This is a genomic window from Sporosarcina sp. NCCP-2716 (assembly GCF_023707985.1).
Lineage (GTDB): Bacteria > Bacillota > Bacilli > Bacillales_A > Planococcaceae > Sporosarcina.
In genome coordinates this window covers 48,430-67,885 of record NZ_BRCF01000006.1, presented here as the reverse complement: position 1 = coordinate 67,885, position 19,456 = coordinate 48,430, and the positions used below count along the sequence as shown (strand labels likewise).

Here is a 19,456-nt window from a genome sequence, read left to right as displayed (position 1 = left end):
ATTCGGATTGCAAGTCTTATTTCCATGTTTTTATGCAAATAAAAAACGCATACCTTTTTCAGGTATGCGCTGCTGGTCTTCTTCAGCTCAGTCCATGGGCTGCCATCGCATCCGCCACTTTCAGGAAACCTGCGATGTTGGCGCCCATGACCAGGTTGCCCGGTTTGCCGAAACGCTCTGCGGCGTCCAGGCAGCTTGTATAGATGGAACGCATGACGTCGTGGAGGCGTTCATCCACTTCCTCTGCCGTCCAGCGGAGACGCATGCTGTTCTGGGACATTTCCATAGCGGAAACGGCCACTCCGCCGGCATTCGCCGCTTTGGCCGGAGCGAACAGGACACCATGATCCTGGAAACGGGTGATCGCTTCGTTCGTACATGGCATGTTGGCGCCCTCCCCGATCGCTTTGACGCCCTGGCGGATGAGCAGGGCAGCGTCATCCTCGGACAGCTCGTTCTGTGTCGCACAAGGCAGGGCGATGTCACACGGGACGGACCAGATACCTGAACAGCCTTCGATATACGTGGCTTCCGGATGGGTCTTCACGTAATCCTGGATCCGCCGGTTCTCCACTTCCTTCAGCTCCTTGACACAATCCAGGTCGATGCCGGCAGGGTCGATGATATATCCGGACGAATCACTGCACGCGATGACACGGGCACCGAGCTGCTGGGCTTTTTCCATCGCGTACGTCGACACATTGCCGGAACCTGAGACGATGACCGTCTTTCCTGCGAATGTCAGACCGTATTCCTTCAGCATCTCCTCCGTGAAATAGACCGTGCCGTAGCCCGTCGCCTCCTTGCGGCCGAGACTGCCGCCGTGCCCGGGGTCTTTGCCGGTGAGCACACCGGCCGCATACCCGCCTTTCAGCCGTTTGTACTGGCCGAACAAATAGCCGATCTCCCGTTTCCCGACACCGATATCGCCGGCGGGGACGTCGATGTCCGGTCCGATATGGCGGCTCAGTTCCGTCATGAAGCTCTGGCAGAAGCGCATGATCTCACGGTCCGATTTACCTTTCGGATCGAAATCGGCACCTCCTTTCCCCGCGCCGATCGGCTGTCCGGTGAGTGCATTCTTGAAGATCTGTTCAAATGCCAGGAACTTCATGATGCTGCTGTTGACGGACGGATGGAACCGGAGGCCGCCTTTGTACGGGCCGAGTTCACTGCTGAACTGCACACGGAATCCCCGGTTGACGTGCACCCGTCCGGTGTCATCCTCCCACGCGACGCGGAACGTGACAATGCGTTCCGGCTCGGTGAGACGTTCCAGTATGCCGCTCGCGATATAGTGAGGATGTTTTGCGAATACAGGACGGAGAGAATCGAAGATTTCCCGTGCTGCCTGGAGGAATTCCGTTTCGTTCGGATTCCGTTTTTTCACTTGTTCGTAAACTTGGTGCACATAATTATTGGACCGCTGCTGAAGGTCGACTTGTTCTGCGTTCAACTGTGTCATACACATCCCCCTTGCGTACCCGATTTTTCTTGTCGTGTATGACCAGTATGCGGTATTGGCATAATTTTTGAAAATGTATTTTAATTCAATCAGCTGTCTATCCCTTTTTGACGATCGTGAAATTGCTCTCGAGAAGAGCCCAGTTCTGCGGGAAGGCAAGGCCGAGCTTCCAATACATCATGCCGCGCAGCCGGTACTTTTTCAGCAGATCGAATTTCGCCTGGATGCTGCGTGCGTCTTCGAACCAGACTTCATGAAGCACTCCACCCGCATCATAGTAACTGAAATGCGGTGCCTCTGCCGTCCGGTCGTAGAAGATCTCCGCTTTCTCACGGACAGCGAGTTCCGTTGCCTGTTTCGGACTCAGCGCTTTCGCGGGAGGGCCGCCTGCCGGAGGGAAAGGTGCCTGCCAGTCATAACCGTACAAGTTCTGGCCGAGGAAGATTTTGGACCTCGGAATCTGCTGCACGGCATACTTGACGACCGCCTCCACTTGCGGCAGCGGACTCACTGCCTGCGGATCACTGAATGTGTATCCCCATTCGTACGTCATCAGTGACACGAAGTCGACGATCTCCCCATGTGCCTTATAATCGTGTGCACCGTAGATGCCTGTAGTGACATCACTCGTCTTCGGGGCGAGTGCTGTGGAGATCGTCAGTCCTGCGGCGTGGAAGCGGTCGCGCGCGCGTCTGAGGAATGCATTGTATAGCGCCCGGTCTTCCGGGAACAATATTTCGAAATCGAAGTGGATGTCGCGGTAGCCGACTTGCTGCGCCGTGCGGACGATTTCGTCGAACAGCAGGTCCTGGACGCCCCGGCTGAGGAAGATGTCGCGGGCCAGCTGCGCGCTGAACGCAAAATTCTCCAAGTTGCTGACGACCATCGCGTTTAGCGCTTTTGCGTCTGTCGCCAGCTGCGTCAGATTCGCAATGGAGGGAGCATCGAGCGTGCCGTCCCGTTTCGCCTGATAACTGAACATCGCCAAGTAGGTCAGGTCATCGACGCGCCGTTCCGTTTCGGCTTTCATCTCCTCGCTGACAGGTGTCCTCGGCTCCACATAGAGCAACGTCTCGATAGAACTTTTCGGTGCAGCCGGAATGTACAGCCGCTGTCCTGCGGCAAGCGGGGCGGAGAGGGAAAGCCCATTCCGGTTCGCAAGCTGTGTGATTGTCATCCCTTCCCGCTGCGCGATCGTATACAGCGTATCCCCCGGCTGGACGATGTACGTATTCCCCGCGGACGGAATGACGATGGCCTGACCGATCGCCAGCGCCTCCGGATCTTGAAGTTCGTTGACTTTGGCGATTTCCTGCCAGGATACCCCGTATCGCTGACCGATTGCATAGAGGCTCTCCCCCTGCCTGATTACGTGGATTTGCACGCACACCAACACCTTTCCCGTTAAAACGATTGTTGCAGTAGTGTATGAACGGAAAAGGCCCCCTATTCCTCACGCATCTGTATCGCATAGAACCGTCCGGCGCGCGCATACTACAGTTGCCCGGCGACCACATTCCATGAAGGAGGAAATTAGTTGACAACAAACCCGAACGGACCGACCCATCAGAACATGCATACAGGACCAGTCCCACAGGAGATGAACCACGGCGGCCACGAACTGTTCGATGTGCATGAGGTGCTTTCCACCGCAATCGGCGCACTGAACCAGTCCATGCTGCTCCGGCCGCACGTCAAGGATCCGGAGCTGCTCGACATTCTGGACAGGCAGTACCGGTTCATGCTGGATGAGTACAATATAACCGTCGAAAGTTTCAAGACCGGCCAGGATCCGTCGCATCCGACGCAGTCATACAAAATGCAGACAGGCAACGACTTCGTCTACGGCATGAAACCCGGACAGCCGAAAAAACCGATGAGCAGTGCAGCAGAGCTCAACGACGAAATCATCTCCGGCTTCCTGCTCAGCTCGGCGAAGGCAAGTGCAGCCGCTAAAGCGATGGCGGCTTGTGAAGTGTGCAACCCGGTACTGCGCCGCGTAATCGCCGACTCGGTCCCGAACTGCATCGAGATGGCGTACGAATTATCGATTTACCAGAACAAACATCATTATTACCAAGTGCCGCAGCTCGCTTCACAGGATATGACCGAGCTGCTGAATGCGTTTGCGCCGGCACAAGGGCAGCCGGGCATGCCTCCCCTCCAATAATGGAAAAACCGCAGACGCCGTATAGGCGTCTGCGGTTATTTGGATTTCCTCGAAAAAGATGACGGCGGATCGGAGATAAACGTATGCAGTTCCTTTGTGATCGGATGGATGATCGACAATCTGGCCGCGTGGAGACCGAGCCGTTTCAGCGGATTCGTCGCCGCTCCGTACTTTTTGTCTCCGGCTACCGGATGGCCGATCTCTTCCATGTGGACACGGATCTGGTTCTTCCTGCCCGTCGCCAGTTTCAGCTCGAGAAGTGAATACTGGGCATTGCCCTGCAGCCGCTTGAAGCGGGTGATCGCCTTCTGCCCCCCGTTGTCGGTCGGGTTGGAATACACTTTGAATGTCCGCGTCTCTTTCAGCCACGAAATGATCTCTCCGGATTCCTGCCGCACTTTCCCTTCGACGAGTGCTGTATAGCCCCGTTCGATGACCACTGTCTCCCAGCTGTCCTGCAGCTGCCGTTTGATGTTTTCGCTTTTTGCGAACAGCATGACACCGGACGTTTCCCGGTCGAGCCGGTGGACGATGAACACCCGGTTCCCGCGGTTCTCTTTCCGGACATATGCGGACAGTTCGCTGAAAGCGGTCAGTTCCTTCTTATCCTTCGCCGCCATCGACAGCACGCCAGCTTCTTTGTCAATGACGATGATCGCTTCGTCCTCATAGAGGATCGACAGTCCGAGGAGCTCGCTGTCCTGTTTTGCAGCCTCATTCGTCAGGATTTCAACCGTATCCCCGCTGCGAAGCGGATGATCGTGTCTCGTGATGACTCTGCCGTTGACAGCCACCTGGCCCCTGGACAGTATCCCTTTTACGGCGTTGCGGCTTTTCTTGCTAGTAGCGAGCAGGAAGGGCAGCAGCAGCTGCTCGGCTCCCACTTTGTATTCGATCGTTTTCGGTGTTCGTTTGCTCGGTTGGTTTCGCATGATCATGTCTCCTTATCCCTCCATTATGCGGAACGCGGAGTGAAATATCAACTGCTGATCAGGAGAGCGCCTTCAGCCCGACGACGCCGATTATGATCAGCATAAGACTCGCAATACGGGACAGGCTCCTCGATTCCCCGAAGAAGATCATGTTGAGCAGGACAGCGCCTGCAGTGCCGATGCCGATCCAGACGGCGTAGGCGGTGCTGACCTGTAAATACTTGAACGAGGTATATAAGAACAGGAACGACAAGCCGAAGCCGCCGAGGTAGGCAAGCCCCGACAGCAGGGATTTCCTCTTACTGTACTTGTTCAAGCCGGCAACCCCAGCCAGTTCGGATCCGGCTGCAAGTGCTACATATAGCCATCCCATGTCATTCCCCTCCTTGTGCAGCGGCCGCTTCATCACGGCCGTCCGCCAGTTTCAAGCCGATCACTCCGGCCACCAGTACAGCGATGAAGAAGATCTTGCCTCCGCTGAGCGTCTGGCCGAAAAAGAATACATCCATAAGTGCTGTCCCGATCGTACCGACTGCTGCGAAGATTGCATACACCGTCCCTGTCGGCAGCGCGGCACAGGCTTTCGTCAAAAAGTGGAAGTCCACTAAGATGAAAGCGATGATCGGTATCCAATGCCACCAGTGAGTCGCTGTATTGAAGCCGAAAATCCAGACAAGTTCAAAAAAGCTCGTAGCGGCTACGTAAAGCCAGGCTTTCTGCATGACTTGAAAAACTCCTTTCTTTCCGGATGAATGACTGACTGTCATTCATCCTACAGTAAAACAAATTGACCGGTTCCGTGCAATATCTGCTCTCGGCAGGCCGCCTGGTCAGGACGGCACTCCGAGTCCCATCAGAAGGAATTTCAGCGTTTCCTCTTTCTGCTTCGCCGCCCGGCTGTCCTGGCCGATTTCATCGTAAAGGTAGATCTGCTCTGCCGCAGATTCCGTCAGGCCGATGATCAGCTTGGCGAGCGCATCAGGAGGACTGTCATTCCGGATAAGACCATCTTTCTGAGCATGGGCGATCTGTCCGCTGATCCATTCGTAGATCGGCGCATAGACGGTTTCCCACTCTTTCAGATGCTCGGTGGAGGCAAGTCCTGAATAGATCATAGCCTGGATTTCATGGTACTCCCGGTTCACTTCGAAGATCGCGTCGACGAATTGGCGGAGACGGTCCTGGAACGCAGACTTCGGCTTGACAGTATCGATCACCGTCTGCAGTGTCGTCTTCACCATCACTTCGGCAATTGCAGGCATCAGGGAAAGTTTGGAGGGGAAATACAGATAGAACGTCCCCTGTGCAATGCCGGCATGTTTGACAATATCGGAGATTGTCGTCTTTTCGACCCCTTTTTCGGTGAATATCCGGATGGCCGACTGGACAATCGCCTCTTTTTTGCTCACGTTCAGCTCCCCTTTCCAACTGACTGACTGTCATTCATCATACACCGGATGGCTGCATTTTGCAATGCATGCAGCCGGGCCTCCGTGAATTCCCTCGGATCAGCGCCAGTCATACGGCGTCTGCTGGTAGACGTAATAGTTCAGCCAGTTGGAGAACAGCAGGTGTGTATGGGAGCGCCATGTGTTCGGCGGATCGAGTGAGGGATCGTCCTCAGGGTAGTAATGCAGCGGGATGGCTATATCGAACCCTTTAGCAATATCCCGGTCGTATTCTTCCTTCAGCGTTTCGGCGTCATATTCCAGGTGGCCGGTGATCATGACATTCTTACCGTCATCCGACACGATGATGAACGGCCCCGCCTCGTCGGAACGCGCGAGGATCGCCAGCGCTTCGTGCTCCTCCACGTCGCGTTCGGATATGCCGGTATGCCGGGAGTGAGGTGCCGGGAAGAGATCATTGAAGCCTCTTGCCAGATTGACGGTCGGATCGGTCACGGTATGATCGAAAATGCCGAAGCACTTTTCTGCAAGATCATGCTTTTCGATGCCGTAATAGTGATACAGCGCAGCCTGCGCTCCCCAGCAGATGTGCATGGACGAGGTGACATTTACGGCGGCCCAGTCGAGGATCGCCTGTATCTCCTGCCAATAGCCGACTTCCTCGAACGGCATCTGTTCGACAGGCGCGCCTGTCACGATCATCCCGTCGAACTTTTCGTGTTCCACTTCGCTGAACGTCTTGTAGAACGTATCGAGATGGGTCTTACTGACGTTCTTCGATATGTACGATGCCGTCCGTAAGAATGTGATATCGACCTGCAGCGGTGTATTGCCGAGAAGCCGGAGGAGCTGCAGTTCTGTTGTTTCCTTCCGTGGCATGAGGTTGACGATCAGGATGCGCAGCGGCCGGATGTCCTGCGTCTCGGCTCGGCCCGCGTCCATCACAAAGATTTTTTCCTGTTTCAGCAATTCACCTGCTGGCAGTGCTTCTGGGATTGTAATCGGCATTGTCAGTTCACTCCTAAGGTAAGACGCCCGTCAAAAAAACCCCCGCCATTCTCTGGAGAGAAAGCGGGAGCTGCGGCCGTCCTTCTTATCTCTCAAGACAATGTCTTGTGGAAGTAGCACCTTCCTGGAGGATCCAGGGGTTGCTGAAGCGTCATCGGGCCAGTTCCCTCAGCTTCTCTTGATAAGCGTATTCGATTACTGACCAGTATACCATTTCTGAATGGTTTGTATAGTCAAAGAGCTTGCTTATTTCCGGATGCTCAGTCGTCGAACTGAGCCCTCGAAAAACCGCGGCCCAGTATTTCCGAGGCATTCAGGAAGATGACGAACGACGAAGGTTCCTCTTCCTGTACGATCTTCTTGAAGTAGATCGCTTCCGACTGTTCCGCCACGCACAGGATGATCATCTTATCCGCATTGGAATATCCGCCGATCGACCTTACCTTCGTCAGACCGCGGTTCAGTCCGTTGTGGATGAGATCCTGCACTTTCTCCTCGTTCTCCGTGATGATGAGGATCAGTTTCGTCGGCGATGTCTGGAGCTGGACGAAGTCGATCACTTTGCTCGTCACGTAAATGGCCATGAGCGCGTACAAAGCGAGCTCCAGGTCGAAGACGAATGCTGAGACGACAACGACGACTCCGTCGACGATCAGCTGGGCGAAACCGCTTGAGAAGTTCGTATATTTTTTGAGGATCTGAGCGATCAGAGCGGTACCGCCCGTGGAACCGTTGCCGCGGTAGACGATGCCGAGTCCGATCCCGAGCATGATGCCGCCGTAGATGGAACTGAGCAGCGGGTTATGGATCGGTGTTTCGATGCCCGTTGTCAGGAAGATGAAAAACGGGACAGCGATCGTGCCGACGATCGTCCGCCAGCTGAAGTCCTTGCCGACAAGGACCAATCCGAGGATGAGCAGCGGCAGATTGATCAGCCATTGGACATACGCCGGATTGAACCCGTACAAATCATAGACGATCGTACTGATGCCGGATACCCCGCCTGCCGCAATTCGGGCAGGGAGCAGGAATATTGTGAACGCGAGTCCGACGAATGCAGAGCCTGCGATAATTTGTATGTAATCAAACAGCGGTGATTTCTTGAATTCGGTGAATGTCATCGTACCCCTCCGTTCCTGTCAACTGTCCTATTTTATCAAACTTACAGGCAGCTGTGACGCTTGACTTGTGTAGAGATAGAAGTTCATTCATTCGAAATAGTCAGATTTACCGGCCTTTCGACAAATCATCACCAATATTTTGCATTCCGGAAGAGGCATCTGTATGATTATAGAAGAATTTCGGTACCTTTGAAGGAGGATCACTTATGAGGAATTTAGGCATAATCAGGAAAGTGGACAGTTTAGGGAGAATCGTCCTTCCGAAGGAACTGAGGGAGACGCTGCGTATCTCAACTGGACAGCCGCTGGAGTTTTTCACTGAAGATGACCAGCTGATCATGCGCAGTTACAAGATCCGGGAAGCGTGCGCAGTAACAGGGGAAATCACCGCGGAAAACTTCAAGCTCTCAAGCGGGATCTACGTCAGCCCGCGTGGTGCCGAAATTCTGCTCCGCGAAATTCAAGACTCTTTCTAATGGATGACGGCGGCTGCCGGGCATACAGACATGCCCGGCTGCCGCCGAATGGATATCACTCTCCGGGATGGTCGAGGAATGCTGTGATTTCTTCCCGTGTCTTCCGGTCCTTGCTGACAAACCGGCCGGCCTCTTTCCCGTTGCTGTAGACGAGAAAGCTCGGAATGCCGAAGATGTCGTGCGCTGCACAGATGTCGATGAACTGGTCCCGGTCGACGTAGACGAACTCATACTCCGGATAATCCGCTTCGATGCCCGGCAGCCAAGGTTCGATGACCCGGCAGTCCGGACACCAGTCAGCGGAAAATAGAAATACGGTCCGCTCCCCTTGTTTCAAATTCTCGAATTGCTCTTCAGACAATAATTTCTGCATATGCCTCTCCTCCTCTTCCGGCTCAAGTATAGCATCCGCACTTCCCCGCGTGCAGACAGATGCTCCGGTCTGCTGCTGGAACTGCAAAAAAGCGGAGAATTCCGAGATCCGGATTCTCCGCTTTCCATGTTCCATTTGCCAGCGGTCAGCTTTCTTTGTCGTTGTGATCGTTCTTCAGGAGCGGCGGCGGGATGATCCAGCCTTTTTCCTTGTTCAGCTTCAGCAGCTTTGCTCCGTACATCACTTTTTCCTGGTGGAACTTCGCAAACAGGGCGGCGATGTCTTCGCGCAGGCACTGGCCCATCACCTGGCTGCAGGAGACGAGTCCCTGTCCGACGTTGATGGAGACGGCTGCGCTGATTTCGGGATCCATCAGGCGGGCGCCCGGCGGTATGTCTTCCGGATTGCAGACGGGACGATCCGGCAATGTAGGCGGCGGCATGATGCCGTTCTCCTTCAGGATCTCCTCCAGCTTCGTGTTCTGTTCTTTCATCATGTCGATGGCTTCCTGGATGAGCCTCTTCAGGTCCTCATCGCCCGCGTGGTTCATGAAGGCCTGGTAGCCGCTGATGAGGCCTTTGTTGGCGCCGACATAGGACCAGCATCCGATCACTTCTCCGTAATGCATCGGCTCGTCTTTTGGATTTCCGCTTAAAATACCCATTGGTCTCTCCTCATTTCTGTTAGTATCACGTTCGCCAGTAGTATCTGCGGGCGCACTGATTCCATACATGACATAACAGGGAATTGTGCAGGCTCGATGCATAATCTGCCGGTTATACGCTACACTGAACTGAAAAAGGAGAGTGAGTTATCCGTGACCCATTACTTCGCAGCAATCCCTGTGCCGTTCCAGGTCGTCCGCAGCCAGCTTGAAGACCTGTTCGCCCGGTATGATTTCCAGGGTCATTACAAAGCGATCCCCCATCATGACGACCTTCACATCACCCTGCATTTTTTCGGCGCCCTGACCGCAGAGGAACTGAAAGCCGTCAAACAGGCGCTGCGGGAAACGGCAGCAGGCTTTGCCCCGATGACACTCGGGATCGGCGGCCTGTCCTATTTCGGTAACCCGGCCGGTCCGCGTGTTGTCTACCTGTCGGTGGATGAAAACAGGTCGCTGTCCGAACTGTATACGAAGTCCGGCGAGGCGCTGGCCGACGTTTTGAAGAAACCGTTGCGGCAGCCGTATGTACCGCACGTGACCATCGCGAAGAAAACGATCGACGGACGGCCGCTGAAGATTGCAAAAGAACAGTTCCCGGCACTCCATGTCAGCGCCGGCAGCGTCACCCTGTTCAGGATCGAACCGTCCAGTTCACCGAAGTACATCCCGGAAGACGTGTTCCCTTTCGGCAATGGATGAGCTGAATCGATTCCTGCCTGGCGCACATACTACGCGCGAAGGAAGCAGCAGAAAGGAAGCGATTCACATGGGACGTGACGAACATACGACAGGCGGGAAAAATTCAAGCTCCCTGCCGCAGACGCCGAAGAAACAGAAGTTATCCGCCTCGCAGATGAGAGAGGAAATGGCGCGTGAAATCGCACAGCTCACTTCCTCTTCAGACATGAAAGCGAAAAGGAAGTAACCGAACGAAAACGGGCCAGCCGGGATGTAAGTTCCCGGATGGCCCGTTCTTTTTTTCTTTTCAGCTGACTTATTTCCGGTAACGGACCATCCAGTCGCCATCCTTCTGGCAGATGGACACCCCGGTCCACCCTTCCTTCAGCAGACGAATTTGCATCCCGTTGTCCCCCATGCCGACATCCTGCCATTCATCCCCTTCAACTGCCGGATCCTCTGTCAGGTCCTTCATCATCACGTAACGGGTCAGCGTACCGTATTTAACGGTGAGTGCCTTTATGTGCATGCCGAGTTCCAGTTTGTCTTTGATGCTTGCGATATTGAATGGGGATACCGTCGTGCAGATGTACTGATACCGGTCCGTGTCCACGGTCTCCATCACGATGTGCCCGAGCTGGCGCTGGAAGCCGTTCCCCTGGTACTCTGGATGGACGTTCGTGATTTCCGAGTAGAGTACGTTCGGCCATTGTTCCCGCGGGATTCCGGTGTCCGCCCCGAGATGCTCCGGGTCATCGCCGGGATCGAGGAGCGCACGGAATGCGATGAGCCGGCCGCCGTCCCGGACAGCTGCGATCGTTCCGTTCCCATTGAGAATATACAGGTATTCCTCATCGGTCAGCGGCTGCAGGAAACTTTTCTCGGTCAAGGCGCCGATCACCGTTTCCTGGAGCTGCCGGATTTCCGGAAGGTCTTCAGGTGCGAGTGTTTCGACAGGCAGACGGGTGCCGTTTTTTAAGAGGACGTCTTTCATAGCGAACCCACTCCTGAACGGTATTCCGTCAACTCCGCCAAGACTTGTGCGTCGATGCTGATACCGAGCCCCGGCTTTTCGTTCAGACGGATGAACGGCACGTCATATTGCAGGTCCCCGATGTCTTTGCTGAATTTCAGCGGGCCTGTCAATTCCACGCTCGTAATCGTCTTTTGTGAGAAGGCGACATGGAAACCAGCCGCAGAGCCGATCGACGATTCCACCATGGAGCCGACCTGGCAGTCGATTCCCGCCATTTCGGCCATGTGGGCAAGCTTCATGGCGGGATACATGCCGCCGCACTTCATCAGTTTGATGTTCACTTTGTCCGCAGCACGCTTTGCAATGATTTCCCGCATTTGCGTCGTGCCCCGCAAGCTCTCATCTGCCATGAGCGGCGTGGCGCTTTTCGACTTCACTTCAACGAGCCCGTCGATGTCGTCGGCCAGCACCGGCTGTTCGAGCCAGTCGAGCTGACAGGCTTCCAGGTTTTTCATCGCCTGCAGCGTTGCGGCGCTGTTCTTCCATCCTTGGTTGACGTCGACCCGGATTGCGATGTCATCCCCGACCCGTCCGCGCACTGCCTGGATGCGCTTGACGTCATCTGCAGGTACCGTGCCGACTTTCATCTTGAACGACCGGTACCCTGCTTCCATCATTTGCGCCGCTTCGTCAGCCATCGCCTGCGGCTCGCCGATGCTCAGTACATGGGTGATCGGGAAGCTGTCGTGATACCGTCCGCCGAGCAGCTGATACGCGGGGATGCCGAGTGATTTGCCGACGGCATCCATGCAGGCGATGTCGATGGCCGCCTTCGCGGCAGGCACTCCGTAGATCGCCTTATCCATGACGGTGTGGAGCCGTTCGAACTCGGCCGGGTCCAGTCCGATGACCGCCGGTGCGAGCGTATGCTCAATCACGGCGAACGTCCCTTCGCGGCTTTCACCTGTCACATGTTCATCCGCAACGGCTTCCCCGTAGCCGACGACCCCCGTATCCGTCGTCATCTTGACGATGACGGAAGGCATATCCGGATAGGTCGCATAGCTGATGACGAACGGCTCATGGAGCGGCAGCCGGATCGCAAAGATCTCAATGTGTTGAATTTTCATAAAACTTTCCCCTTTCCTCTTGGCAAACGCTTTCATCCATTGTATCATTGTCGTTAAATAGTCGCTAATTAAAAAGGGGAAAACTTTCATGAGAACTAAAATCGCCGTTTTCGGTTCCGTTTCTTTTTGCGAAAAATCTGCGGAGTACGTCCTTGACCGTAAGGAGATCGCACTGGATCTGTATTCATATGACCGGCCGGATGGTGCACCCGCCCTTCTGAAGAACCTGCGCCCGTGTGATGCGATCCTGTTTTCCGGCTCATTGCCCTACATGGCTTCCAAAGAGATGCTCGCGGGGATCCCAGTACCCGCTGTCTATCTGAAGCAGGATGAAACCGAGATTGCCGCCACTCTCCTGTCGATCGCTCTGCGCGGACCACTCCGGCTGTCCGACCTTTCCATCGACGTCAGGAATCCGGCAGTCCTGCATAACGTCCTGACGGCAAGCGCTACCTCCGGAGAGGAGCCCGCCGTCTTTCCGCTGGAAGAAGACTACAGTCTCCAGGAGGTCATCGATTTCCATATAGGGGCCCGGCAGTCCGGCGAAGCAAAGCTCGCTGTGACGAGTGTCCATGCCGCCTATGACCGGCTTCAAGCACTCGGCATTCCGGCGGTCCAGATGATCAGCGTCAAAAGTTCGTTCCTGAAAACGCTCGATGTCCTTTGTCAGGAAGCGCTCTACCACAGAAGCGAAACATCGAAAGCCGCCGTCGGGATCCTGCAGACACCGGATGGCCGGCCGGCTTCCCAGGAACTGATCCGCCGTCTTTCAAGTCTGCTCCATGCCCACTCCGTCGACAGCGGGAATGCGGTCCGTTTCTACACGACGCACGGAGCGATCCGCACGGCGGCCTCCCTTCCGGAATTCGCCGAGGCGGCGGCCGCTGCCGAGGGACAGCTGGCATTCGGCTGCGGGCATACGGTGGCTGCTGCGGAAGAACACGCAGTCAGCGCACTGCGGTATATGCGAGCGGATCATCCCGGAGGCCTTTACATGCTTGACGAGGAGAAGAATTTGCAGAACGTGCTGCATCTGACGCGGGAGGCGGTCGGCCTTCGTGTCATCGAGCCGGTCCTTGCCGAAATCGCGGAAACGACTGCACTCAGTCCCGCTGTCGTGACGAAGCTCGCCCAGTTCGGACAGAACCGTCAGACGATGCAGTTCACCGCCAACGATCTGGCGGAGTTCCTCGGTGTCTCCCGCAGGACCGCCGAGCGCACCATCAAGAAACTGCTGTCTTCGGACTATGCGAACACGATCGGCGAAGAAATGACCTACCGGCAGGGCCGTCCGCGATCCGTCTACGAACTATCCTTCCCCGTCTACTGACAAAAAAAGCTGTCCGGCCCCGCTTATGATAGCGGGCTGCTGGACAGCTTTTCATTATGAATGTGCAGGCATCTGTTCGTCTTCAATGGACGGGTCAGCGAGCAGTTTCGCATCATGCGCTTCCATCCGCTCGCGTTCATCTGCCGACATTTTGACGATCGTAAACCCGGTGATGGCATACAAGATCGACAAGATCGGAACGACGAAGTTGATGATCGCATATGGTCCGTATTCCGTTACCCCGACACCGAGCGTCCCGAGGATGAACACCCCGCACGTATTCCACGGGATGAAGACCGACGTCAGCGTCCCGCCGTCTTCCAATGCCCGCGACAGGTTCTTCGAGCTCAGACCTTTGTCTTTGTAGGCCTGACTGAACATACGGGACGGCACGACGATTGAAATGTACTGTTCTGCGCACGTCGCGTTCGTCATGACACAGGCGCCGATCGTCGAAATGACGAGCGATGCTGTCGATTTCACGACTTTCAGCAGCTGGTCCATGATCGACTTCAGCATGCCGGAGTATTCGAGGATCCCGCCGAACGTCATCGCGACGATCGTCATGGAAACCGTGTACATCATCGAATCGAGTCCGCCGCCGTCAAACAGGTTATCGACAAGCTCATTGCCGGTCTTGATGGTGAAACCTTCCTGCAGTGCAGTCAGTGCGCCTGTCACAGTTCCGCCCTGGATGAAGATCTGACTGAGGAAGCCCATGATGATCCCGACGATCAGCGCAGGCACTGCCGGCACTTTCATCGCCACCATGACGATGACCGCCAATGGAACGAGCAGCAGCCACGGGGAAATCAGGAAGCTCTCCTGCATGACTTTCGATGTCTGTGTGATCTTATCCATGTCCAGGTTGCCGTCCGCGAAACGGCGGCCGAGAAATGTGAAGACCCCGAAAGCGATCAGAAGTGCAGGTATCGTCGTGTACAGCATGTGTTTAATATGGTCGAACAGGTCCGTGCCCGTCAGGCCGGACGCCAGGTTTGTCGTATCTGAAAGCGGTGACATTTTGTCTCCGAAGTAAGCTCCCGAAATGACCGCACCCGCCACCATTCCTGCCGGGATCCCCATACTGAGGCCGATTCCCATACCAGCGACGCCGATCGTCGCCATCGTCGACCACGAACTGCCGATCGCAAGGGAAACAATGGAGCAGATGATCATGATCGCGACAAGGAACCAAGCCGGCGTGATCAGTTTCAGGCCGTAGAAAATCATCGTAGCGACGATTCCGCCGCCCATCCATGCACCGATCGTCAGACCGACGAGCATGATGATGACAACCGCAGGAAGTGCAAGGCGAATCCCTTTGTACATCATCTCCTCGATCTCTTTCCACGTGAAGCCATATTTCCAGGCAACGATGGACGCGACGGACGTACCGAGGATCAGCGGCATGTGCGGGCCTTGTTCCAGCCAGACGACGGTCACCAGCATGACTGCAATCATGACCACCAGCGGCAATATTGCCATCCCGAAATGTATTTCGCGCTTTTCCCGTACTTTTTTCTCCCTCATATCCATCCACCCCACTCTAAATGTCAGACTAGATTCAACTGTCGCTTAATAGTCGTTATTGGAATAATAAACGCGTTTTTTTCCTTTGTCAATAGTTTTTTTGTAAACGGTTTCAATGGTATACTTATTAAGCGCTGTAACTTTTCTGTCTGGAAAAAGAGCCCACATCCTCTTTCTGACAGCTTTTTCAGTATCCAACACGTAAAAGGTGGCTTTCTTTTCATGAAAAAAGAACACAAAAAAGAGTCTTTCCGGCACTTGGTCCTCCGCTTCTTCTATATTGCAGTCGGCGCTGGTCTTGCGGCGGTTGCGCTCGAACTGTTCCTCATCCCGAACTCCGTCATTGACGGCGGAATCATCGGCATCTCGCTCATCATGAATTACTTAACTGACCTGCCGTTCGGTATCCTGATCTTGGTGTTCAACTTGCCATTCGTGTTTTTCGGTTATAAGCATATCGGGAAAAACTTCTTCATCTCGTCGACATTCGCCATCGTTTTCCTCGCCATCATCGAATTCCCCCTGAAAGCGGTCGGCCCGTTCGTTACGGATCCGCTGCTAGCTACAGCTTTCGGCGGCCTCATCCTCGGTGCAGGTGTCGGAATCGTCATCCGGAACGGCGGTGCGCTCGACGGCACGGAAATCCTCGGTATCCTGCTTACGCGCAAGATCCCCTATTCGGTCGGGGAGTTCGTCATGTTCCTCAATATCTTCATCTTCGGGTGGGCGGGGTTTGTCCTCGGTCCTGAAAAAGCGATGTATTCCATTTTGACGTACTACATTGCCTCGAAGGCGATCGACGCAGTCATCCAAGGATTCGATGAAACGAAAGCGGCAATCATCGTATCGGACGAATACGAGGAGATGGCATCGGCCATCAGCCACCGCCTCGGACGCTCCGTGACGAAACTGCACGGCAGGGGCGGCTACAGTGATGATGAGAAGGATGTCATCTATGTCGTCGTCACACGGCTCGAGCTGACGAAGCTGAAACAGATCGTGCACGATATCGATCCTGCCGCTTTCACGACGATCATGGACACCCAGGAAACCCACGGCTCCCGCTTCAAATCCGCAATCCATTGACGAGCTGCCTCTGCAGCCCGTCTTTTTTTGTTTACCTTCCGGATCGGCTGACCACCCTTATGGAAAAGGCATTTGTGCCTGGGAAGGAGGAACCGATGACCAAAGGGTATATGCAGTCCCGGGTTGTACCCCGTTCCATACAATGGAAATGCATGCTGCTGCTCATCTTCTGTACAGCGGATGCGTTCGCGACGGATGCCGGTCTCCGGATGCAGCTGATCGAAGAAGCGAATGTGCTGATGGCGCTCGTCCATCAGGAAAGCCGTATGCTCTTCTACGCCGTTAAACTTGCGGCTCCCCTCATTTTGCTTCTGCTGTCCCCGCGGATGCCTGCCTCACCCGCTGTCCGGATCGCCCTGACCGCTGCCCTCCTCGCCTACAGTGCCGTCACGTTCCTCCATGCCGTCTGGCTTGCCGTTTTTTCTTTCACATTCCTCTTGCATTCGTTATGATCACCCGCAAATGCTATACTTGGACTATGTGAATCTAGCGGATGGGGAGAAATAAGATGAAACAGACAATCGGGATACTAGCTCACGTGGACGCCGGTAAAACGACGTTCTCCGAGCAGCTGCTGTACAACACGAATCAGATCAGGAAACGCGGGCGGGTCGATCATCAGGATGCATTCCTCGATATTCACCCGGTCGAACGGGATCGGGGGATCACGGTATTTGCCGAACAGGCAGAGCTCCGATACGGGGATCATACCTACACACTGATCGACACGCCCGGCCATACCGATTTCTCACCGGAAATGGAACGGGCCCTGACTGTCATGGACTCCGCCATCCTGCTCATCAGTGCTGCGGACGGTGTCCAGGGACATACGGAACGGGTGTGGGAGCTGCTGCGAGCATACAACATCCCGACGTTCCTGTTCTTCAATAAAATGGACCGGGAGACAGCTGACGCAGCAGGGCTGCTGGATGAGGTGAGGAGCTCACTGTCGCCTGACTGTTTCAACCTGGATCAGCTGCATGCGGACGGAACGATGACCGAAGAGCTTGCAGAGTGGGTCGCTGAGCGGGATGACAGGCTGTTGGAGCATTACTTGGAATCCGGCTATGACGCAGGGATATGGTTCCGGACGCTGACAGACCTCGTCCGCCGTGGCGCCGTCTTCCCCTGCGGATACGGATCTGCGCTGCACAACGAGGGAGTCGACCCGTTCTTCGGCGCACTTTCCGCACTGACAGAGCGGCTGGATGACGAACTGCTGCACGCGGAGCCGCTGTCCGCAACGGTGTATAAGATCCGCCATGACGCCGATGGACGCCGGATGACGTACTTGAAACTGCATGCCGGGACGGTTTCTGTCCGGGATGAACTGACAGCTGGCGGCGAAGAGGAGAAAATCACCCAGCTGCGCATCTACAACGGCAGCCAGTTCACGGCTGTTCCGGTAGCTGCAGCAGGAGACATCGTTGCCGTTCTTGGATTGTCCGGCGCTGCGGCAGGCGATAGGATCGGCGCTGCCTCCACAGCGGATCCTCTCCCGGATCTCACGTCCGTGCCCGCCCTGAAGGCGGCGGTCCATCACGCACCTGCACTTTCCGCCAGGGACGTCTGGCGGGTGTTCCGCATGCTCGATTCAGAAGACCCGACACTCCGCGCCAGCTGGAGTGAGCACAGCCAGGAGATTGAAATCCAAGTGATGGGGGTCATCCAGCTGGAGGTGCTGCAGCGGATCACCGCCGAGCGTTTCGGCCTGACGGTCACATTCGGTGAACCGGTCATCCTCTACAAGGAGACCATCGCTTCCCCTGTGACGGGATACGGCCATTTCGAACCGCTGAAGCATTACGCGGAAGTACATGTCCGGCTGGAACCGGCTCCCCGCGGCAGCGGTCTGCGCTTCTCTTCCGTCTGCCACACGGACGCCCTTTCACCCGGCCATCAGCGTGTCATCGAAAAGCACTTCTTCGAACGCGATCATCACGGGCTTCTCACCGGCTCCCCGATCACCGACATGCACGTGACCTTGCTGACAGGACGGGCACACAATGAACATACGTCCGGCGGTGATTTCCGGGAAGCCCTTTTCCGGGCGCTCCGTCAGGGACTGGAACAGGCGGACAACCTGCTGCTCGAACCGTATTACCAGTTCAAGATCAAACTCCGGACAGAGCTGATCGGCCGTGTGCTGACCGATATCCAGGCTGCACACGGAACGTTCGATCCCCCGGAGACATCAGGGGAATCAGTGACGGTGACAGGCACCGTCCCGGCAGCGACGTTCATGGATTACAGCACAGAGTTCGCATCCTACACGGGCGGCAAAGGGGTGCTCTTACTGACATTCGGAGGCTATGGTCCCTGCCATAACCCGAAGGAAGTGATCGAGAGGATCGGCTATGACAAAGATGCCGATCCGGAGTACAGTTCGTCATCCGTTTTCTGCGCCAAAGGAAAAGGATATGCTGTCGGCTGGCAGGATGCAGAAGCGGCCATGCACTGCGAACGCGCGGAGAAATGAGGGATCGACGTGAAACATGTTGTCATCACCGGCTACAAACCGCATGAACTCGGCATATTTGACGCCAAACACCCGGGAATCGGCATCATCAAGAAAGCGATCACCGACCGGCTCCGGGCTCTTGCGGAAAATGGTCTCGAATGGGTCATGATCAGCGGTCAGCCCGGCGTCGAGACGTGGGCCGGCCAGGTGACCGGTGACCTGCAGGACGAATTCCCGGCTCTGCAGCTCGCTTTGATCACCCCGTTCCAGGAACAGGAGAAAAACTGGAATGATGCGAAGAAACAAGATTACGAGGAATTGCAGATGCTGGCGGATTTCGAAGTGAGTCTCACGAAACGTCCGTACGAAGCGCCCTGGCAGTTCATCGAGCGGGATAAATTCCTGCTGCGGAAGACGGACGGGCTGCTCATCGTCTATGACGAGGAGAACGACGGCTCCCCGAAATTCATGAAGCGGATGGCGGAAAAGTATGCGGACACCGAACCGTATGAAATCCTGACGATCACGGCAGACGATCTGCAGCTGATCGCGGAAGACATCCAGCGGGAACAGCAGGATGCCTTCAACGACTTCTGAATACAAAAAAACGAGCGGGCAGGCTGTCCAAGGAGAACAGCCTG

General features: G+C 55.5%; 22 protein-coding genes and 1 riboswitch. Of the genes, 9 read left to right on the top strand and 13 right to left on the bottom strand.

Going from position 1 to position 19,456, the window contains the following annotated elements; genetic code table 11:
- Window positions 1–82 precede the first annotated feature (82 nt).
- Together gdhA and NFU03_RS09985 are read right to left on the bottom strand one after the other, a co-directional pair.
- A complete protein-coding gene (gene gdhA, locus NFU03_RS09990; protein ID WP_251638336.1) occupies window positions 83–1,465 on the bottom strand; it encodes an NADP-specific glutamate dehydrogenase in 1,383 nt (460 codons plus the stop codon).
- A 97-nt stretch (window positions 1,466–1,562) separates the two neighbouring features.
- Entirely contained in the window at window positions 1,563–2,849 is a 1,287-nt protein-coding gene (locus tag NFU03_RS09985) for a glycoside hydrolase family 18 protein (RefSeq protein WP_251638335.1), read from the bottom strand.
- A gap of 153 nt (window positions 2,850–3,002) precedes the next feature.
- Here NFU03_RS09985 and NFU03_RS09980 point away from each other — a divergent pair, with 153 nt between their 5' ends.
- The gene (locus NFU03_RS09980; RefSeq protein ID WP_398290159.1) at window positions 3,003–3,635 is read left to right on the top strand and encodes a spore coat protein; all 633 of its coding nucleotides are present in this window, start codon (window positions 3,003–3,005) and stop codon (window positions 3,633–3,635) included.
- Window positions 3,636–3,670: 35 nt separating this feature from the next.
- On the opposite strand, the gene NFU03_RS09975 is transcribed toward NFU03_RS09980, so the two are convergent.
- From NFU03_RS09975 to NFU03_RS09950, 6 genes are all read right to left on the bottom strand, one after another.
- On the bottom strand, window positions 3,671–4,567 hold the full coding sequence (locus NFU03_RS09975) for an RluA family pseudouridine synthase (RefSeq protein WP_251638334.1): 897 nt from the start codon (window positions 4,565–4,567) through the stop codon (window positions 3,671–3,673).
- Window positions 4,568–4,625: 58 nt separating this feature from the next.
- Window positions 4,626–4,940: a DMT family transporter gene (locus NFU03_RS09970; protein ID WP_251638333.1), complete on the bottom strand. Its 315-nt coding sequence runs from the start codon at window positions 4,938–4,940 to the stop codon at window positions 4,626–4,628.
- A gap of 1 nt (window position 4,941) precedes the next feature.
- On the bottom strand, window positions 4,942–5,289 hold the full coding sequence (locus NFU03_RS09965; RefSeq protein ID WP_251638332.1) for a DMT family transporter: 348 nt from the start codon (window positions 5,287–5,289) through the stop codon (window positions 4,942–4,944).
- A gap of 108 nt (window positions 5,290–5,397) precedes the next feature.
- Entirely contained in the window at window positions 5,398–5,976 is a 579-nt protein-coding gene (locus tag NFU03_RS09960) for a TetR/AcrR family transcriptional regulator (protein WP_251638330.1), read from the bottom strand.
- 99 nt (window positions 5,977–6,075) lie between these two features.
- On the bottom strand, window positions 6,076–6,984 hold the full coding sequence (metA, locus tag NFU03_RS09955) for a homoserine O-acetyltransferase MetA (RefSeq protein WP_251638328.1): 909 nt from the start codon (window positions 6,982–6,984) through the stop codon (window positions 6,076–6,078).
- An 82-nt stretch (window positions 6,985–7,066) separates the two neighbouring features.
- Window positions 7,067–7,172, bottom strand: a riboswitch (SAM riboswitch).
- Between the two features lie 72 nt (window positions 7,173–7,244).
- The gene (locus tag NFU03_RS09950) at window positions 7,245–8,105 is read right to left on the bottom strand and encodes a YitT family protein (RefSeq protein WP_251638326.1); all 861 of its coding nucleotides are present in this window, start codon (window positions 8,103–8,105) and stop codon (window positions 7,245–7,247) included.
- Window positions 8,106–8,311: 206 nt separating this feature from the next.
- Between NFU03_RS09950 and NFU03_RS09945 the strand changes: the two genes are divergently transcribed.
- Window positions 8,312–8,581 carry an AbrB/MazE/SpoVT family DNA-binding domain-containing protein gene (locus NFU03_RS09945; protein WP_251638324.1) on the top strand — a complete coding sequence of 90 codons (270 nt, stop codon included), beginning with the start codon at window positions 8,312–8,314 and terminating at the stop codon, window positions 8,579–8,581.
- A gap of 55 nt (window positions 8,582–8,636) precedes the next feature.
- Here the strand turns inward: NFU03_RS09945 and NFU03_RS09940 are convergent, their stop codons facing one another.
- Entirely contained in the window at window positions 8,637–8,954 is a 318-nt protein-coding gene (locus NFU03_RS09940; protein WP_251638321.1) for a thioredoxin family protein, read from the bottom strand.
- A gap of 145 nt (window positions 8,955–9,099) precedes the next feature.
- Window positions 9,100–9,618 carry a DUF3231 family protein gene (locus NFU03_RS09935; RefSeq protein WP_251638318.1) on the bottom strand — a complete coding sequence of 173 codons (519 nt, stop codon included), beginning with the start codon at window positions 9,616–9,618 and terminating at the stop codon, window positions 9,100–9,102.
- A 153-nt stretch (window positions 9,619–9,771) separates the two neighbouring features.
- On the opposite strand from NFU03_RS09935, the gene thpR reads away from it, so the two are divergent.
- Both thpR and NFU03_RS09925 read left to right on the top strand, forming a co-directional pair.
- Window positions 9,772–10,320: an RNA 2',3'-cyclic phosphodiesterase gene (thpR, locus tag NFU03_RS09930; protein WP_251638316.1), complete on the top strand. Its 549-nt coding sequence runs from the start codon at window positions 9,772–9,774 to the stop codon at window positions 10,318–10,320.
- 67 nt (window positions 10,321–10,387) lie between these two features.
- Window positions 10,388–10,546 (top strand): hypothetical protein, encoded by a 159-nt coding sequence (locus NFU03_RS09925; RefSeq protein WP_251638314.1) that lies wholly within the window; start codon window positions 10,388–10,390, stop codon window positions 10,544–10,546.
- Between the two features lie 69 nt (window positions 10,547–10,615).
- On the opposite strand, the gene NFU03_RS09920 is transcribed toward NFU03_RS09925, so the two are convergent.
- Complete coding sequence (locus NFU03_RS09920) at window positions 10,616–11,293, bottom strand: N-acetyltransferase (RefSeq protein ID WP_251638312.1); 678 nt, start codon at window positions 11,291–11,293, stop codon at window positions 10,616–10,618.
- The gene (locus NFU03_RS09915) at window positions 11,290–12,405 is read right to left on the bottom strand and encodes a mandelate racemase/muconate lactonizing enzyme family protein (protein WP_251638310.1); all 1,116 of its coding nucleotides are present in this window, start codon (window positions 12,403–12,405) and stop codon (window positions 11,290–11,292) included. Before NFU03_RS09915 ends, NFU03_RS09920 begins: the two co-directional genes overlap by 4 nt.
- 88 nt (window positions 12,406–12,493) lie before the next feature.
- On the opposite strand from NFU03_RS09915, the gene NFU03_RS09910 reads away from it, so the two are divergent.
- The gene (locus NFU03_RS09910) at window positions 12,494–13,735 is read left to right on the top strand and encodes an HTH domain-containing protein (protein ID WP_251638307.1); all 1,242 of its coding nucleotides are present in this window, start codon (window positions 12,494–12,496) and stop codon (window positions 13,733–13,735) included.
- Window positions 13,736–13,789: 54 nt separating this feature from the next.
- On the opposite strand, the gene nhaC is transcribed toward NFU03_RS09910, so the two are convergent.
- The gene (gene nhaC / locus NFU03_RS09905; RefSeq protein WP_251638305.1) at window positions 13,790–15,268 is read right to left on the bottom strand and encodes a Na+/H+ antiporter NhaC; all 1,479 of its coding nucleotides are present in this window, start codon (window positions 15,266–15,268) and stop codon (window positions 13,790–13,792) included.
- Window positions 15,269–15,490: 222 nt separating this feature from the next.
- Between nhaC and NFU03_RS09900 the strand changes: the two genes are divergently transcribed.
- The 4 genes from NFU03_RS09900 to NFU03_RS09885 all read left to right on the top strand — a co-directional run bounded on the left by NFU03_RS09900 (window position 15,491) and on the right by NFU03_RS09885 (window position 19,412).
- On the top strand, window positions 15,491–16,354 hold the full coding sequence (locus NFU03_RS09900; protein ID WP_251638303.1) for a YitT family protein: 864 nt from the start codon (window positions 15,491–15,493) through the stop codon (window positions 16,352–16,354).
- A 95-nt stretch (window positions 16,355–16,449) separates the two neighbouring features.
- Window positions 16,450–16,806 carry a DUF5658 family protein gene (locus tag NFU03_RS09895; RefSeq protein ID WP_251638301.1) on the top strand — a complete coding sequence of 119 codons (357 nt, stop codon included), beginning with the start codon at window positions 16,450–16,452 and terminating at the stop codon, window positions 16,804–16,806.
- A gap of 56 nt (window positions 16,807–16,862) precedes the next feature.
- Window positions 16,863–18,833: an elongation factor G gene (locus tag NFU03_RS09890; RefSeq protein WP_251638299.1), complete on the top strand. Its 1,971-nt coding sequence runs from the start codon at window positions 16,863–16,865 to the stop codon at window positions 18,831–18,833.
- Window positions 18,834–18,842: 9 nt separating this feature from the next.
- Window positions 18,843–19,412 (top strand): SLOG family protein, encoded by a 570-nt coding sequence (locus NFU03_RS09885; RefSeq protein WP_251638297.1) that lies wholly within the window; start codon window positions 18,843–18,845, stop codon window positions 19,410–19,412.
- The last annotated feature ends 44 nt before the right edge of the window (window positions 19,413–19,456 follow it).